The 15,217-nt window shown below is 68.5% G+C and carries 11 protein-coding genes; 9 read left to right on the top strand and 2 right to left on the bottom strand.

Going from position 1 to position 15,217, the window contains the following annotated elements; genetic code table 11:
* The first annotated feature begins 23 nt into the window (after positions 1-23).
* The gene (locus tag BLR51_RS01440; protein WP_207543534.1) at positions 24-2,627 is read left to right on the top strand and encodes a TIGR02302 family protein; all 2,604 of its coding nucleotides are present in this window, start codon (positions 24-26) and stop codon (positions 2,625-2,627) included.
* A 245-nt stretch (positions 2,628-2,872) separates the two neighbouring features.
* Here the strand turns inward: BLR51_RS01440 and BLR51_RS01435 are convergent, their stop codons facing one another.
* A complete protein-coding gene (locus BLR51_RS01435; protein WP_089842627.1) occupies positions 2,873-3,166 on the bottom strand; it encodes a YggT family protein in 294 nt (97 codons plus the stop codon).
* A gap of 130 nt (positions 3,167-3,296) precedes the next feature.
* Here BLR51_RS01435 and BLR51_RS01430 point away from each other — a divergent pair, with 130 nt between their 5' ends.
* The 8 genes from BLR51_RS01430 (at position 3,297) to yaaA (ending at position 11,596) form a co-directional block, all read left to right on the top strand.
* Positions 3,297-3,875, top strand: coding sequence for an acyl-CoA thioesterase (locus BLR51_RS01430; RefSeq protein ID WP_089842624.1), 579 nt, complete (start codon positions 3,297-3,299; stop codon positions 3,873-3,875).
* Between the two features lie 40 nt (positions 3,876-3,915).
* The gene (locus BLR51_RS01425) at positions 3,916-5,277 is read left to right on the top strand and encodes an MFS transporter (RefSeq protein WP_375342668.1); all 1,362 of its coding nucleotides are present in this window, start codon (positions 3,916-3,918) and stop codon (positions 5,275-5,277) included.
* Positions 5,274-6,194, top strand: coding sequence for a penicillin-insensitive murein endopeptidase (mepA, locus tag BLR51_RS01420; RefSeq protein WP_089842616.1), 921 nt, complete (start codon positions 5,274-5,276; stop codon positions 6,192-6,194). Before BLR51_RS01425 ends, mepA begins: the two co-directional genes overlap by 4 nt.
* Positions 6,167-7,078, top strand: coding sequence for an esterase-like activity of phytase family protein (locus BLR51_RS01415; protein WP_089842614.1), 912 nt, complete (start codon positions 6,167-6,169; stop codon positions 7,076-7,078). Before mepA ends, BLR51_RS01415 begins: the two co-directional genes overlap by 28 nt.
* 66 nt (positions 7,079-7,144) lie before the next feature.
* Positions 7,145-7,786 carry a queuosine precursor transporter gene (locus BLR51_RS01410; protein WP_089842611.1) on the top strand — a complete coding sequence of 214 codons (642 nt, stop codon included), beginning with the start codon at positions 7,145-7,147 and terminating at the stop codon, positions 7,784-7,786.
* A 277-nt stretch (positions 7,787-8,063) separates the two neighbouring features.
* Complete coding sequence (gene arfB, locus BLR51_RS01405; RefSeq protein WP_089842608.1) at positions 8,064-8,483, top strand: alternative ribosome rescue aminoacyl-tRNA hydrolase ArfB; 420 nt, start codon at positions 8,064-8,066, stop codon at positions 8,481-8,483.
* 216 nt (positions 8,484-8,699) lie between these two features.
* Positions 8,700-10,754 (top strand): DNA helicase RecQ, encoded by a 2,055-nt coding sequence (recQ, locus tag BLR51_RS01400; protein WP_089842604.1) that lies wholly within the window; start codon positions 8,700-8,702, stop codon positions 10,752-10,754.
* An 80-nt stretch (positions 10,755-10,834) separates the two neighbouring features.
* The gene (yaaA, locus tag BLR51_RS01395) at positions 10,835-11,596 is read left to right on the top strand and encodes a peroxide stress protein YaaA (RefSeq protein WP_089842601.1); all 762 of its coding nucleotides are present in this window, start codon (positions 10,835-10,837) and stop codon (positions 11,594-11,596) included.
* Between the two features lies 1 nt (position 11,597).
* Here yaaA and BLR51_RS01385 read toward each other — a convergent pair whose 3' ends face one another.
* Positions 11,598-15,128, bottom strand: a complete 3,531-nt coding sequence (locus tag BLR51_RS01385) for a response regulator (RefSeq protein WP_242656614.1) — start codon at positions 15,126-15,128, stop codon at positions 11,598-11,600.
* Positions 15,129-15,217 lie beyond the last annotated feature (89 nt).

Genomic DNA, 15,217 nt, shown 5'->3' with positions numbered 1-15,217 from the left:
CTGCCCGACCGCAGGAGATCTGTATGGCCTCACGGGAGAATGCGCCCGACGACATCCTGAAGCCGGTGAAATGGCCGCTCCGCCTGACCCTCTGGGGGATGGTGGCGGAACGGATCACGCGTGCCTTCTGGCCGCTGTGGTCGGTGATCCTTGTCACGCTGGCGGCGCTGATGCTGGGGCTGCAGGATCTTGTGGCCGTCGAATGGGTTTGGGGCGCGGGTCTTCTGGCCGTGCTCGGCGGGCTCTGGGGGCTGTGGCGCGGCGTCACCCGCCTGCGCTGGCCGCGCCGGCCCGAGGCGATGGTGCGGCTTGATGCCTCGCTGCGCGGCAATCCCATTCAGGCCGCGCTGGACAGCCCCGCCATCGGCGCGGGCGATCCGGGCAGCCGCGCGCTCTGGGCCGCGCATCAGGCGCGGATGCGCGCCCGCATGGCCGAAGCCCGCGCGGTGGAGCCTGACCTGCGCGTGTCCCGCGCCGATCCCTTTGCCCTGCGCTATGTGGCGCTGCTGGCCTTTCTGGTGGCGCTGGTGTTCGGCTCCTTCCTGCGCGTGTCCTCGGTCACGGCGATGGGGCCTGCGGGGGCGGATCTGGCCTCCGGCCCCGCATGGGAGGGCTGGATGGAGCCGCCCGGCTATACCCGCCTGCCGTCGGTTTACCTCAATGACGTGACCGCTGCCGCACTGGACGTGCCCGCAGGCGCCCGCATCACCCTGCGGCTTTATGGCGAGGTGGGGGCGCTGTCGGTCAGCGAATCCATCTCCGGCACGGCGCCGGTCGCCACCGAGTCCGATCCCACCGCCACCGCGCAGGCCTTCGATGTCGCCCGCTCCGGTCGGCTGGAGATCGAGGGTCCGGGCGGGCGGGGCTGGGATCTGGACGTCACACCGGATGCCGCCCCCAGCGTCACCCGCAGCGGCGAGATCGAGGCGAGCTACGAAGGCGACGCGCAGATCCCCTTTGACGCGCGCGACGATTACGGCGTGGCCGCAGGCCGCGCCACGCTGGTGCTGGCGCTGGACGAGGTCGACCGCCGCTACGGGCTGGCGACCGAGCCTGATCCGCGCGACGCCATCGAGGTGCCGCTGCCCATGCCGATCGCTGGCGATCGCGCCCAGTTCACCGAAACGCTGATCGAGAATTTTTCCGAACATCCCTGGGCCAACCTGCCGGTGCGGCTGGAGATGGAAGTGACCGACGAGGCCGGGCAGACCGGCCTCTCGGCGCCCGAGGTCATCACCCTGCCGGGGCGGCGGTTCTTCGACCCGATGGCCGCCGCGATGATCGACCAGCGCCGCGCGCTGCTCTGGTCCCGCGCCAATGCCCGCGACGTGGCGCAGGTGCTGCGCGCCGTGGCGCACCGGCCCGATGACGTGTTCCGCTCTGCCGTGCCCTATCTGCGGCTGCGCACCATCCTGCGGCGGCTTGAAGGCTTCGCCGCCGAGGGGCTTACCGTCGACCAGCAGACCGAGTTGGCCGCCGCGCTGTGGGATCTGGCGCTGCTGCTGGAAGAGGGCGATCTGGCCGATGCCATGGAACGCCTGCAGCGCGCGCAGGACCGCCTGTCCGAGGCGATGCGCAATGGCGCCTCCGAACAGGAGATCGCCGAGCTGATGCAGGAACTGCGCGAGGCGACGGATGATTACATGCGCCAGCTGTCGCGGCAGGCCCAGCAGGACGGCGAGCAGGGGGACCAGATGGCGCAGGACCAGAACATGGTCGAGATGAGCCAGAACGACCTGCAGCGCATGATGGACCGCATTCAGGAACTGATGGAACAGGGCCGCATGGCCGAGGCGCAGGAAGCGCTGGAGCAGCTGCGCCAGATGATGGAGAACATGCAGGTCACCCAAGGTCAGGGCGGCGGTCAGACTCCGGGCGAACAGGCCATGGAAGGGCTGGGAGAGACGCTGCGCGACCAGCAGGGCCTGTCCGACGAGGCCTTCCGCCAGCTGCAGGAGCAGTTCAACCCCGGCCAGCAGGGTCAGGGCGAGCAGGGTCAGCAAGGCCAGCAGGGCGAGGGTCAGGACGGCCAGCAGGGGCAGGGCGGACAGGGCCAGCAGCAGGGTCAGGGTCAGGGGCAGGGCGCCCCGGATCAGGGCCAGCAGGGTGAAGGACAGGGCGGCGGCTCGCTGCGCGACCAGCTGGCCGACCGCCAGCAGGGGCTTCGCGACGAGCTGAACCGCCAGAGCCGGAACCTGCCCGGTGCCGGGACCGAAGGCGGCGAGGCCGCCCGCGAGGCGCTGCGCCGCGCCGAAGAGGCGATGGACGGCGCCGAACAGGCGCTGCGCGAGGATGATCTGGCCGGGGCGCTGGATGACCAGAGCCGCGCCATGGAGGCGCTGCGCGAAGGCATGCGCAATCTGGGCGAGGCGCTGGCCCAGCAGCAACAGCAGGGTCAGGGCCAGCAGGGCGCGGCGCAGGGCACCGAGCCCGGGCAGCAGCGCGACCCGCTCGGCCGCAATTCCGGCAGCAACGGCCAGCTCGGCACCGACGAGAACATGGTGCAGGACGAGGATGTCTATCGCCGGGCCCGCGAACTGCTGGATGAAATCCGCCGCCGGTCGGGAGAGGGCGAGCGCCCGCAGGAGGAGCTGGACTATCTCGAGCGCCTGCTCGAGCGGTTCTGATCCATTCTGATCCAGCGGGGCGCGGCCTCTGGCCGCGCGCCGCTTGTCTCGGCTCCGGCTGGCGCCTCCGCCTCGGTCTGGCGGAAAGCTGACGCGCCTGCCCATGGGGGCACCCGGTCACGCGGGTGCGTCTGCCTCCGGCGGGGATATTTGGTCCAAGAAGAAGGACGCTCGGTGCTTCTTCTTGGTCTAAATATCCCGGGGGACTCGCGCGAAGCGCGAGGGGGGCAGAGCCCCCTGCCTCCTCAGTAGCTGTAGAAGACCGCAGCGTTGTTCGCGAGGATGATCCGCAACGCGTAGATGGCGATCAGGGCCACCAGAGGCGCGAGGTCCAGTCCGCCCATGGGCGGCAGGATGCGGCGGATCGCGGAATAGGCGGGTTCGAGGATCCGGTTCAGCCCGTCCCAGATCTGGGCAACCAGCGGCTGGCGCAGGTTCAGCACCTGAAAGTTGATGAGCCAGCTCATGATGACATGGGCGATGATGATGAACCAGATCAGGTCGAGGATCAGCATCAGGATCTGGAACAGGGATTGCATCGGGTGCTCTTTTGTCAGTGGATTCGCTGACAGACCTAGGCAGCCTGAGCCCAAAGCACAAGAGTTCCGCGAAGTTGTGCTTGACGGGGCGGGGCTGCGGGACACAGCTGGGCGGCGGAGGACTGTGCCGATGTATCCGTTTCTGCGTCTTGCCAAGGACATGCGCGCTGCCCGGCGGGCGGCGCCGCTGGGGCTGCTCGACATGCATGTGTCGCGGCATCGCTGTCTGCCATGGGATCTGGATCCGTGGAACGAGCTGAACAACGGGCGCACGCTGACGCTGTATGATCTGGGGCGGCTGCCGCTGGCGCAGCGCACCGGGCTGCTGGCGGTGCTGAAGCGCGAGGGCTGGGGCCTGACCGTGGCGGGGTCGGTGGTGCGTTATCGCCGCCGGGTGCGGCTGTTCGACCGGCTGGAGATGCGCTCGCGGCTGATCGGCTGGGACCGGCGGTTCCTGTATCTGGAGCAGGCGATGTGGAAGCCGGATGGCGACTGTGCCAGCCATGCGCTTTACCGTGCGGCGATCACCGATGCCTCCGGCATCGTGGCGCCTGACCGGGTGCTGGCGGCGCTGGGGCAGCCGCAGGCCTCGCCCGACCTGCCCGACTGGGTGACGGCGTGGATCGCGGCGGAGGCGCTGCGGCCCTGGCCCCCCATGGCGGAGGCGGTGCGCGATCCGGGCGCGGAGCGGGTCAGTTCCGCCGCCTGACCGTGCTTCGGTCTTGCCTTGGGAGGGGTCCGCCTGTTCTATCGCGGCGCAACCCGGGGGATACATGACGGTCAGGCATTCGCGCAGGCGCATCTGGGGCTGGTTCTTTTTCGACTGGGCCAGCCAGCCTTACAACACGCTGCTGATCACCTTCATCTTTGCGCCCTATGTGCAGGAGCTGGTGGGCGATGGCAGCCGCGCGCAGGCCGCCTGGGGCTTCGGGATTGCCGCTGCTGGCGCGGTGATTGCGCTGCTGGCCCCGGTGCTGGGCGCGCTGGCGGACGGCGGCGGGCGGCGGATGCGCTGGATCTGGGGATTCTCGGCGCTGTATGTGCTGGGCTCCAGCATGCTGTGGTTCGCGGCGCCGGGCGATTTTCACCTGCTGCCGGTGCTGGCGTTTTTTGCGCTGGGGCTGATCGGCATGGAATTTGCCACGATCTTCACCAATGCCATGCTGCCGGATCTGGGGCCGCGCCACGAGATCGGGCGCATTTCCGGCAATGGCTGGGCTTTCGGCTATCTCGGCGGGCTGATCGCGCTGGCGGTGATGCTGGGCTTTTTTGCCGAATCTGCGGCCACCGGGCGCACCTTTCTGGGGCTGCCGCCAGCCTTCGGGCTGGATCCGGCGCAGCGCGAGGGCACGCGGATCGTGGGGCCGCTGACGGCGGTGTGGTATGCCGTCTTCATGATCCCGTTCTTCCTGTGGGTGCGGGATCCGCGCCGGGAACCCGCACCGCCGGGGGTGCTGCGCCGCGCGCTGACGGATCTGGGCCGCACCCTGCGCGCCCTGCCGCAGCAGCGCTCGCTCGCCGCCTATCTTGCCTCGTCGATGTTCTACCGCGACGCGCTGAACGGCATGTATGCGTTTGGCGGCATCTATGCGGCGGGGGTGCTGGGCTGGTCGGTGGTGGATACCGGGGTCTTTGGCATCGTGGCCATCATTGCGGGGGCGGTGTTCGCGTGGATCGGCGGCCATGCCGACAGCCGCTTCGGGCCGAAGCCGGTGATCGCGGGGGCCATTCTGGTGCTGACCGCCGTGGCGCTTGGCGTGGTGCTGGTGGACCGCCAGAGCGTGCTGGGCCTGCCCGTGGCGGCGGGATCGCGCCTGCCGGATCTGGCCTTTTATGCCTTCGGGGCGCTGATCGGCGCGGCGGGGGGCGTGCTGCAGGCGGCCTCGCGCAGCATGATGGTGCGGCAGGCCGATCCGCGCCGCATGACCGAGGCCTTCGGGCTTTATGCGCTGTCGGGCAAGGCCACCTCGTTTCTGGCGCCGCTGCTGATCGGGGTGACCACCGCGCTCAGCGGCAGCCAGCGCATCGGGGTCACGCCGATCATCGGGCTTTTTCTTCTGGGTCTGGTTCTGTTAGCATGGGTGAAAGCAGACGGAGACCGAGCAGAATGATCCGCACCCTGATGGGCCTTGCGCTGGTGGCGAGCCTTGCCGCCTGCGGCACCTCCCGGCCCGCGCCGCAGCCACAGCTGCCCCTGCCCACCGTGACGGGTGTCTTGTCCACGAAGAACGCCAAGGCGCTGTTCGGGTCTGAAGCCGTGGGTTCGCCGCAGACCCCCGCCGCCTTTGGCAGCTATGCCAAGGGCTGTCTGGCGGGAGGCCAGCAGCTGGCCGAAACCGGCCCGACATGGCAGGCGATGCGCCTGTCGCGCAACCGCAACTGGGGCCATCCCGAGCTTGTGGATTTTCTGCAGGGCCTGTCGCGCCGGGGCGCGGCGCTGCCCGGCTGGCGCGGCATCTATGTGGGCGACATGAGCCAGCCGCGCGGCGGGCCGATGACCTCGGGCCATGCCAGCCACCAGATCGGGCTGGATGCCGACATCTGGCTGCGTCCCGCCAATGACCTGACGCTGTCGCGGGCGGCGCGGGAATCGATCTCGTCGATCTCCATGTGGCGCTCCAGCGGTGCCTATGTGAACAGCCAGTGGACCCGGGCGCATCACGATCTGGTCAAGGCGGCGGCGCAGGATCCGCGGGTCGACCGGATCTTCATCTTCCCCGGCGCCAAGGTGCAGATGTGCAATGACGAAACCGGCGACCGGGCATGGCTGCGCAAGGTGCGTCCATGGGCCGGGCATCATTACCATTTCCACGTCCGGCTGTCCTGCCCCGACGGCGCGCGCGGCTGCGTCAATCAGGATCCGCCGCCTGCAGGGGATGGCTGTGCCGATGCGCAGGCCTGGGTGAACAACATCCTCAGCCCGCCGCCGCCCGATCCCGATGCGCCGCGCGTGACGCCCAAGCCCAAGCGCGATCTGGTCATGGGGGATCTTCCGGCTCAATGCGCCTCCGTTCTCGCCGCGCGCTGAACGCGGCGCTCGCGGGTCTCATGGCGTTCCCCGCCGTGGCGGACCCGGAGGGCGCGCGGTTCATCGGCAGCTTCCAGTGGCAGATGGATGACCCCGCCTTTGGCGGGTTCTCCGCGATCGAGCTCGCGGAGGATGGCACCACCTTCACCGTGCTCAGCGACCGGGCGGTTCTCACCTCCGGGCGGATCACCCGGCACGAGGGGCGGATCACCGGCGTCACCGCAGGACCGCTGACGCGGCTGCGCAATCGCGAAGGCCGCCGGATGGCGGGCCATGTCGGCGATTCGGAGGGGCTGGCGATTGGTCCTTCTGGCCCGATGTTCGTCAGCTTCGAAGGCGTGGACCGGGTCTGGGCCTATGAGGATCCCGCGCGCGCGCTTCCGCTGCCGCGTCTGGCGGAGTGGGACGGGCTGGAGCCCAATGGCGGGCTGGAGGCACTGGCCATCGACGCGGATGGCGCGCTTTACACCCTGCCCGAACGGTCCGGGCAGGCGAACCAGCCCTTCCCGCTCTGGCGGTTCCGCGACGGGGCGTGGCAGCAGGTGGCAGAGATCCCGCGCCGCGGCGGCTTCCTGCCCGTGGGCGCGGATTTTGACGCCGAAGACCGGTTCTACCTGCTGGAGCGGGAGTTTACCGGCATCGGCTTTCGCAGCCGGGTGCGCCGCTTCGGTCTGGACGAGGCCGGGATCACCGGCGAGGAGGTGCTGCTGGAAAGCGCGCTTCTGGAGCATGACAACCTTGAAGGCATCGCCGTCTGGAGCCCGGCCCCCGGCCATATCCGGCTGACGATGATCTCGGACGACAACTTCTTCCCGCTGCAATCGACGCAGATCGTGGAATATGATCTGACGGAATCTCTTGCCGAAGCCGCGGCAAGGCCGTAAGGCAGCGCCCGTCCGTCGCGCTGGCGGGCCAAGTCCCCGCAACCTTGTCAAAACGGGTCAGATAACATGACACGCACCCATATTCCCGGCATTCTTGCCATGGCCGCCATCGTGCTGGCCTCCAACATCCTCGTGCAGTTCCTGTTCGGCCAGTGGCTGACATGGGGCGCCTTCACCTATCCGCTGGCCTTTCTGGTCACCGACGTGATGAACCGCCTTTACGGCGCCGCCGCCGCGCGCCGCGTCGTGCTGGCGGGCTTTGTCGTCGGCGTGATCTGTTCGCTGATCGGCACGCAGATCATGCTGCAGGGCGACGGCTACACCTATCCCGCCGTGACGCTGCGCATCGCGCTGGCCTCGGGCAGCGCCTTCCTGCTGGCGCAGCTGATGGATGTGGCGATCTTTGACCGCCTGCGCACGGGGCGCTGGTGGCGCGCGCCGCTCGCCTCCACGCTGGTGGGCAGCTCGCTTGACACCGCGATCTTCTTCACCGTGGCCTTTTCCGGCGCGCTGAGCTTTCTGGAACCGGGCAATGACGTGTCCTGGGCCGCCGAGGCGCTGCCGCTGCTGGGGGTCGGGCCCATGGTGCCGCTCTGGGTGTCGCTGGGCATGGCGGACTGGCTGGTGAAGCTGTCGCTGGCCTTGATCGCGCTGCTGCCGTTCCGTCTGATCGTTTCGAAGGCACAGTCGCGCGGCGCCACCGCCTGAGGGCAGAAAAACGCTTTGACTTGCGCGCGCTCCGTGCCACCTTTGAGAGGCGTTGTCATAACAGCTGAAAGGAGGTGATCCAGTGTCCAGAGAAACATTGGAGAGAGGTGTCGGAACAGTTTGGAGGGCAGTGCGCTAGGGCAGCCCCTGGCGTGAAGGAACCCGAATTGGCTGCGCCTAACCGGCCCGCCTCCTTGACGTCTCGAATGGGTCGCCCGACAGGCCGGGCGGCCCATTTCCGTTAAAATCCAATCCCGAAGAACCTGACCCGGACCCCATGCTGCACATCACCGACACCGTCCGCATCGAGGATTGGGAAATCACCGAACAGTTCATCCGCGCCTCCGGCCCCGGCGGGCAGAACGTGAACAAGGTCTCAAGCGCGGTGGAACTGCGCTTTGAAGCCGACCGGTCCCCCAGCCTGTCGGCGCCGGTGAAGGCGCGGCTGCGCCGCCTTGCCGGGCGGCGCTGGACCAAGGAAGGCGCGCTGGTGCTGCAGGTCGACGAAACCCGCAGTCAGGTGCGCAACCGCGAGATCGCGCGCGAGCGGCTGGTGGCCCTGATCCGGCAGGCGCTGGAAAAGCCGCGCCCGCGCATCGCCACCCGCCCCACGCTCGGTTCGAAACGCCGCAGGCTCGCCGCCAAGAAAGAGCGCGGCGAGGTCAAGGCCCTGCGCGGCAAGGTCGATCCGGACTGAAAGGCCGCATGGGGGCTCTGCCCCCGCCCGCGCGTGCCGCGCGGCCTCCCCCGGGATATTTTCGCCAAGAAGAAGCCGCGTCCGATGCTTCTTCTTGGAAAAAATATCCCCGCCGGAGGCAGGCCGGAAATTGCGGCCGGGTGCGGGGCTTGGCAAGCGAATCAGGGTATGAGACTGTGCGGCCAACGCCCGAGCGACATCACCGGACCTGATCCCATGCCACGCGACACCGCGCCCGCCGAGGCGCTGCTCAAGGACATCTTTGGATATGACGCCTTTCGCCCCGGTCAGGGCGAGATCGTGGAGGCTGTGGCGCGGGGGCGCAACGTGCTGGCCATCATGCCCACGGGGGGCGGCAAGTCGCTGTGTTTCCAGCTGCCTGCCCTGATGCGCGAGGGGCTGACCGTGGTGATCTCGCCGCTGATCGCGCTGATGCGGGATCAGGTGCGCGGCCTGCGCGAAGCGGGGGTGGCGGCGGGGGCGCTGACCTCGGGCAACACGCAGGAAGAAAGCGACGCGGTCTGGGACAGCCTGCAGTCCGGAGCGCTGAAGCTGCTTTATCTCGCGCCGGAACGGCTGGCCTCGGGCGGCACGCAGCGGATGCTGGCGCAGGCGGGCGTGTCGCTGATCGCGGTGGACGAGGCGCATTGCGTCAGCCAGTGGGGCCATGATTTCCGCCCCGATTACCTGCGCATCGGCGAGCTGCGCCGCGCGCTTGACGTGCCGCTGGCGGCCTTTACCGCTACCGCCGATCAGGAGACGCAGGAAGAGATCGTCACCCGGCTTTTTGATGGCCAGCAGCCCGAGACCTTTCTGCGCGGCTTTGACCGGCCCAACATCCATCTGGCCTTTCTGCCCAAGGACCAGCCGCGCGCGCAGATCCTGCGCTTTGCGGCGGCGCGGCGCGGGCGGTCGGGCATCGTCTATTGCGGCACCCGCGCCAAGACCGAAAGCCTGTCCGCCGCGCTGGCGCAGGAGGGGCATCCCGCCTGTTATTACCATGGCGGCATGGAGGCGGCGGACCGCCGCGCCGTCGAAGAGCGCTTTGCCACCGAAGACGGGCTGATCGTGGTGGCGACGGTGGCCTTTGGCATGGGCGTGGACAAGCCCGACATCCGCTGGGTGGCCCATGCCGATCTGCCCAAATCCATCGAATCCTATTATCAGGAGATCGGGCGCGCGGGCCGGGATGGCGCCCCCGCCGAGACGCTGACGCTTTATGGTCCCGATGACATCCGCCTGCGCCGGTCGCAGATCGACGAGGGCGCCGCCCCGCCGGAGCGGCAGGCGGCGGATCACGGGCGACTTAACGCGCTGCTGGGGCTGGCCGAGGCTCTGGGCTGCCGCCGCCGCCAGCTTCTGGGCTATTTCGGCGAGGAGGCCGAGGCCTGCGGCAACTGCGATCTGTGCGACCGTCCGCCCGAGGTGTTCGACGGCACCGAGGCGGTGCGCAAGGCGCTGTCCGCCGCGCTGCGGACCGAGGAGTCCTTTGGCGCCGGGCATCTGATCGACATCCTGCTGGGGCAGGTGACTGACAAGGTGCGCCAGCGCGGCCATGACAGCCTGCCCACTTTCGGGGTCGGGCGGGATCTGACCCGCAGCCAATGGCAGGCGGTGTTCCGGCAGATGATGGGCCGCGATCTGATGCGGCCCGATGCCGCCCGCCATGGCGCGCTGGTGATGACCGAAGCTGCGCGCCCGATCCTGCGCGGCGAGGAGACGATCTCGCTGCGCCGCGACGTGATCGACCGCGCGGCGGAGCGGCGGCCTCAGGTCAAGACGCTGGTGTCGGACGAGGACGCGCCGCTGCTGTCGGCGCTGAAGGCGAAGCGGCGCGCGCTGGCCGAAGGCGCCTCCCTGCCGGCCTACATGATCTTTCCCGACCGCACGCTGATCGAGATGGCCGAAAAGCGGCCCGCCACGCTGGACCAGATGGCGGCGATCAGCGGGGTTGGGGCCAAGAAACTGTCGAGCTATGGCGCGGAGTTCCTGTCGGTCATCACCGGCGCGCTGGAGGAAAGCCATCCGCAGCGGCTGCGCGCGGCGGCGCGGGGGGCGGGCACGGTCTATGACCGGCTGATGGCGGTGCAGGCCGATCTGATGCGCGGCAGCGACGGCATCGACAAGCCGCTGTCCTGTTCGGCAGCCCAGCTTGCCAAGGTGGCGCAGCTGCGCGATCCGGGACCAGAGGATCTGGAGCGGGTGCTGGGAGAGCGGCGGTTCGACCGCTTTGGCGCGGCCTTTCTGGACGTTCTCGCGGAAGCGGATTAGAACGATTCCAGACTGGGCGCCCCCGCGATCTGCGGCCTGCGCGGCGCCCTCCCCAGATCTTGAAAACGGACCTGTCCTGCATGCTGATCCTGCTGTCTCCGGCGAAGAATCTCAACGAATCCCGTGGTGCCGGGCGCGCCACCACCCAGCCCCGCTTTCTGGACGAGGCCGCCGAACTGGCGCAGCTTGCCCGGGGCTGGTCCGAGGCGGAGATCGCGCGTCTGATGCAGGTCTCGCCCGCCATCGCGGCGCTGAACCGGGACCGTTTTGCGGCATGGTCGCGCGAGCCTGCCGAGACGCAGGCGGCGGCGGACATGTTCGATGGCGATGTCTACCGGCATCTGGACATGGCGACGCTGGACGATCCGCACCGGGCCGAGGCGGCGCGGCGGCTGCGCATCCTGTCGGGGCTTTACGGTCTGCTGCGCCCCACCGATGCCGTGCTGCCCTACCGGCTGGAAATGGGCCGCAAGCTGCCCGGCCATGACGCGGGCACGCTGTATAAGTTCTGGGGCGGCAAGATCGCGCAGGCGGTGGCGCGGGACGCGCAGGAGGCTGGCGCGGACACGGTGCTGAACCTCGCCTCTGACGAGTATTTCAAATCGGTGGACCGCAGCCAGCTTGGCACGTTGGCGGTGGTGGAGCCCCGGTTTGAGGAGGATCGGGGCGGCACGCGCAAGGTCATCGCCTTTGCGGCCAAGCGGGCGCGCGGGGCCATGGCGCGCTGGGTGCTGGAGCAGGGCGTCACCGATCCGGCGGATCTGGCGCAGTTCGAAACCGGTGGCTATGGCTTTGACGCCGAAGCCTCGACCGCGCAGCGCCCGGTTTTCGTGCGCGCCTGAGCTAGAGCGGGCAGCCCCTTGCCGCGAGGCGGTCCAGCACGCGGTCGGTCAGATCCTTGGCCCCCGCGTCAAGGCACTGCGTGCCGAAATACCACGCGATGTAGCGGGCAAAGGCGCGGCGCGGCGGTGTGGCCCGCAGGGCGGCGCGCAGCGCCTGCGGATCGCGCGCGCTGGTGCAGATGTGGTGAAAATCGGCCCTTCCGCACAGGATCACCGGCTTGCGGTGCAGCAGCGCCTCGATCCCCACGGCGGAATTGATCGTCACCACGCGGTCGGCTGTGGCGAGGATGTCATGGATGTTGGCGGTGCTCAGATGCAGGTTCGGATGCGCGGCCAGCCGCGCGGCCAGCCCGCTGCCGGTGTCGGGATCGCGGTCGCGCGGATGCGGCTTGACGACCACGGGCCGCCCGTCAGCGGCGGCAAGGCAGGTGTCGAGCATGGTCCAGCGGTCGAGCCACAGCGTTTCCTCGACGCTGCGCTGGCCCTCGGTCTGCAGGAAGACGGCGATGCTGCCCTCTGGCACCGGCTCCACCGCCTGCTGCTGCGGATAGCGTGACTGCCGCGCCCCCACCATGCGCTGCCGCAGGCGGCGAAAGAAGGCTTGCGCGCTGTCCCCGTCAACTTCGGCGGGGCGGAAGACGCTGTCGGTGATCGTGGAAAAGGCGCGGATGCCCAAGGGATCCAGATGCCAGTAGGGGTAGATATAGGCGATGCCTGCGGTCAGCACGCGCGGATGCGGGTGCCGGGCGTGGTTCAGGATGTGAAAGGCGCTGTCCGACGCGATCCGGTCGGCCAGCGTGGCGCGATCCATCGGCACCCATGTCTGCGCGATGCCGCGCGCCGCCAGCCCCTCGGACAGGCGGCGGTAAAAGCGGGGCATCTTTTCCGGCGCGGCGCCAAGCCAGAGTTCCGGCACATGAAACACGATTTCGCCCATGGTTTCCTCCGGCCCCGGCCCTGTGCCGGACAGTAGGCGGGGCGCGGCCGGGCCGCAACGGGAGGTCAGTCGGCCATGGCGCGCGCGGTCTCTGTCCAGCGGGCCATCAGCGCCGCCAGATCGGGCTTGCGCAGGGGGTTTGGTCAGGTAATCATCCAGCCCCGCCGCAAGGATGGTTTCGCGGTCGCCCGCCATGGCATGGGCGGTGACGGCGATCACCGGCACATGCGGCCCGTCGCCTTCCAGCGCGCGGATGGCGCGGGTGGCATCCTTGCCGTCCATCTGCGGCATGGAAATGTCCATGAAGATCAGGTCGGGGCGCTGCGCCCGGAACGCCTCCACCGCCTCCAGCCCGTTATTGGCGAAGCGCAGCGTCAGCGGCAGATCCAGCGCGCCGATCATCTTGCGGAACACCAGCTGGTTGGTGCGGTTGTCCTCTGCCACCAGCACGTCGAGCAGCCGGGGTCCGGGCGGGCCGCGATGGCGGAAGGCGGGCAGATCCGGGCTGACCGGTGCCGGGGGCGGCGGCGCGATCTGTTCCAGCGCGGCGAAGAGCGTCCGCCGCGGCACCGGTTTCTGCAGCACCAGCCGGGGCGGCCCGTGCGGATCAGGGCCGGGCAGCGCGCCGGGGCTTGCCGCCAGCAGCAGCACCGGGGTGGCATGGCCCGCCTCGGCCAGCCGCCGCGCCAGTTCCGATCCGGTCATGTCGGGCAGATCCTGTTCCGCGATCACCAGATCCGGCGGATCGGCCATGGCGGCCAGCGCCGCATCGGCGGTCAGGCAGAAGCGGGGCGAGAGCCCGATGATGTCCAGCTGCTTGGCCAGAATGGAGCGGTTGACCGCCTGATCCTCCACCACCAGCACGCGGCGCAGCGTGGCGGGCAGCCGGGCGGTGTCGCGCAGGATCGGCTCTTCGACCGGCAGGACCAGCCGCAGCCCGAAACAGGCGCCTTGGCCCAGATCGGACTCCACCCAGATCTCGCCGCCCATTATCGTCACCAGCCGCCGCGTGATGGCGAGCCCCAGCCCGGTGCCTTCGAACGCGCGGCTGCGGGCATCGTCCACCTGATTGAATTCGCCAAAGACGTGATCCAGCTTTTCGCGGGGAATGCCGATGCCGGTATCCTCGACCGTCATGTGGATGGCGGCGCTGTGATCGGGCTCTACCGTGCCGGTGACCCGCACCAGCACATGGCCCGAAGGCGTGAATTTCACCGCATTGCCCATGAGATTGGTCAGGATCTGCCGGATCCGGCCCAGATCGCCGATAAAATGCGTGGGCAGGAACAGATCGTAATCCACCAGCAGATCCAGCTGCTTTTCCCGGGCGGAGGGCTGCAGCAGCATCACCACCTCGTGGATGGCGCGTTCCAGATCGAAGGGATCAAGCTTCAGCTGCATCCTGTCCGCCTCGATCTTGGAATAATCGAGAATGTCATTGATGATCACCAGCAGGCTTTCGCCGGAATTGCGGATGGTTTCGACGTAAAGCCGCTGTTCCTCGGACAGCGGTCCCTCCAGCAGCAGGGCGGCCATGCCCACCACGCCGTTCATGGGCGTGCGGATTTCGTGGCTCATATTGGCGAGGAAGGTGGATTTGGCGCGGTTGGCGATGTCGGCGCGCAGGCTGGCCTCCTGCAGCTTCTGTTCGATGCGCTTCGCCTCGGTGATATCGATGCGCAGCCCGACGCGCCCGCCATCCGACAGCGGGCGTTCATAGACCCGGAGCCAGCGCCCGTCCCCCAGCTGCTGCTCCGCCTCCTGCGTGGCGTCGCGATGGATGCGCAGCCGGTCCTCCAGCCATGCCTCCTCGCGCCCGCAGGCATCGGCATACTGCCCCCGCTCCAGCCCGTAGCGCAGGATGTCCTCGAAACTGGCGCCGGGCACGATGGCGGGGGTGCTTTCGTGGTAGATCTGCCGGTAGGGTTCGTTGCACATCAGCAGCCGGTCCTCTGCGTCATAGATCACGAAACCATCGGGCAGTTCCTCCAGCGCAGACCACATGCGCATCAGTTCGGTGATGTCGAAGGTCAGGCTGACGATGCCGCCATCGGGCATGTGGCGGTCCTGCAGTTTCAGGAACTGCCCGGTATAAAGCCGGATGGTTTCCGACGGGATCGGGTCGCGGTCCCAGCGGGCCAGCATCCGCATCCGCCATGACCGCCCGTCCTCGCCCTGCAGATCGACGATGCCTTCTTCTACCATCATGTCGAGCACATGGCCGTAGCTGGCGCCGGGGCCGATCGTGTCCAGATCCTCGAACACCGATAGCCACGCGCCATTGGCCAGTTCCATCAGCCGGTCGCGGTTGAACATGGCAAAACCGTCGCGCATGGTCTGCAGCGCCTTCCACAGCTGCCCCTCCACCAGTTCGATCTTCTGATGGGCGGCGCCCAGCTGGGATTTCACCCGCTGATTCTCGTGCCGCACCTCCGCCACCTCGGCGCGGGTTTCGCTGATTTCATGGGTCAGCTGGCGGGCATGTTTGTTCAGCTTGCGGTTGGCGGCAAAGAGTTCAGCCTGTTTCAGTTCCAGCAGCCGTTCCGCCGCCAGCCTTGCGCGCCGTTCCTCCGCCAGCCGTGCCGCCAGTTCCATCCGATGCCAACCCTAACAGACCGGCGCAGCATGGGTGGGTTGAGGTGAAGATTGGCTTAAAGAGCAAACCTTTCGGGGAATCCTTGCCT

Origin of the sequence: Salipiger marinus, assembly GCF_900100085.1 — a bacterium.
Taxonomy (GTDB): Bacteria; Pseudomonadota; Alphaproteobacteria; order Rhodobacterales; family Rhodobacteraceae; genus Salipiger; species Salipiger marinus.
Note: the sequence above shows the minus strand (reverse complement) of the source record. Positions and strands in the feature narration are given on the sequence as shown.

What these genes read in the sequence shown, in the direction of transcription:
- BLR51_RS01440 (WP_207543534.1), top strand. Translation starts at nt 24, where the DNA reads ATGGCCTCACGGGAGAATGCGCCCGACGACATCCTGAAGCCGGTGAAA.
- BLR51_RS01435 (WP_089842627.1), bottom strand. Translation starts at nt 3,166, where the DNA reads ATGCAATCCCTGTTCCAGATCCTGATGCTGATCCTCGACCTGATCTGG.
- BLR51_RS01430 (WP_089842624.1), top strand. Translation starts at nt 3,297, where the DNA reads ATGTATCCGTTTCTGCGTCTTGCCAAGGACATGCGCGCTGCCCGGCGG.
- mepA (WP_089842616.1), top strand. Translation starts at nt 5,274, where the DNA reads ATGATCCGCACCCTGATGGGCCTTGCGCTGGTGGCGAGCCTTGCCGCC.
- BLR51_RS01415 (WP_089842614.1), top strand. Translation starts at nt 6,167, where the DNA reads ATGCGCCTCCGTTCTCGCCGCGCGCTGAACGCGGCGCTCGCGGGTCTC.
- BLR51_RS01410 (WP_089842611.1), top strand. Translation starts at nt 7,145, where the DNA reads ATGACACGCACCCATATTCCCGGCATTCTTGCCATGGCCGCCATCGTG.
- arfB (WP_089842608.1), top strand. Translation starts at nt 8,064, where the DNA reads ATGCTGCACATCACCGACACCGTCCGCATCGAGGATTGGGAAATCACC.
- recQ (WP_089842604.1), top strand. Translation starts at nt 8,700, where the DNA reads ATGCCACGCGACACCGCGCCCGCCGAGGCGCTGCTCAAGGACATCTTT.
- yaaA (WP_089842601.1), top strand. Translation starts at nt 10,835, where the DNA reads ATGCTGATCCTGCTGTCTCCGGCGAAGAATCTCAACGAATCCCGTGGT.
- BLR51_RS01385 (WP_242656614.1), bottom strand. Translation starts at nt 15,128, where the DNA reads ATGGAACTGGCGGCACGGCTGGCGGAGGAACGGCGCGCAAGGCTGGCG.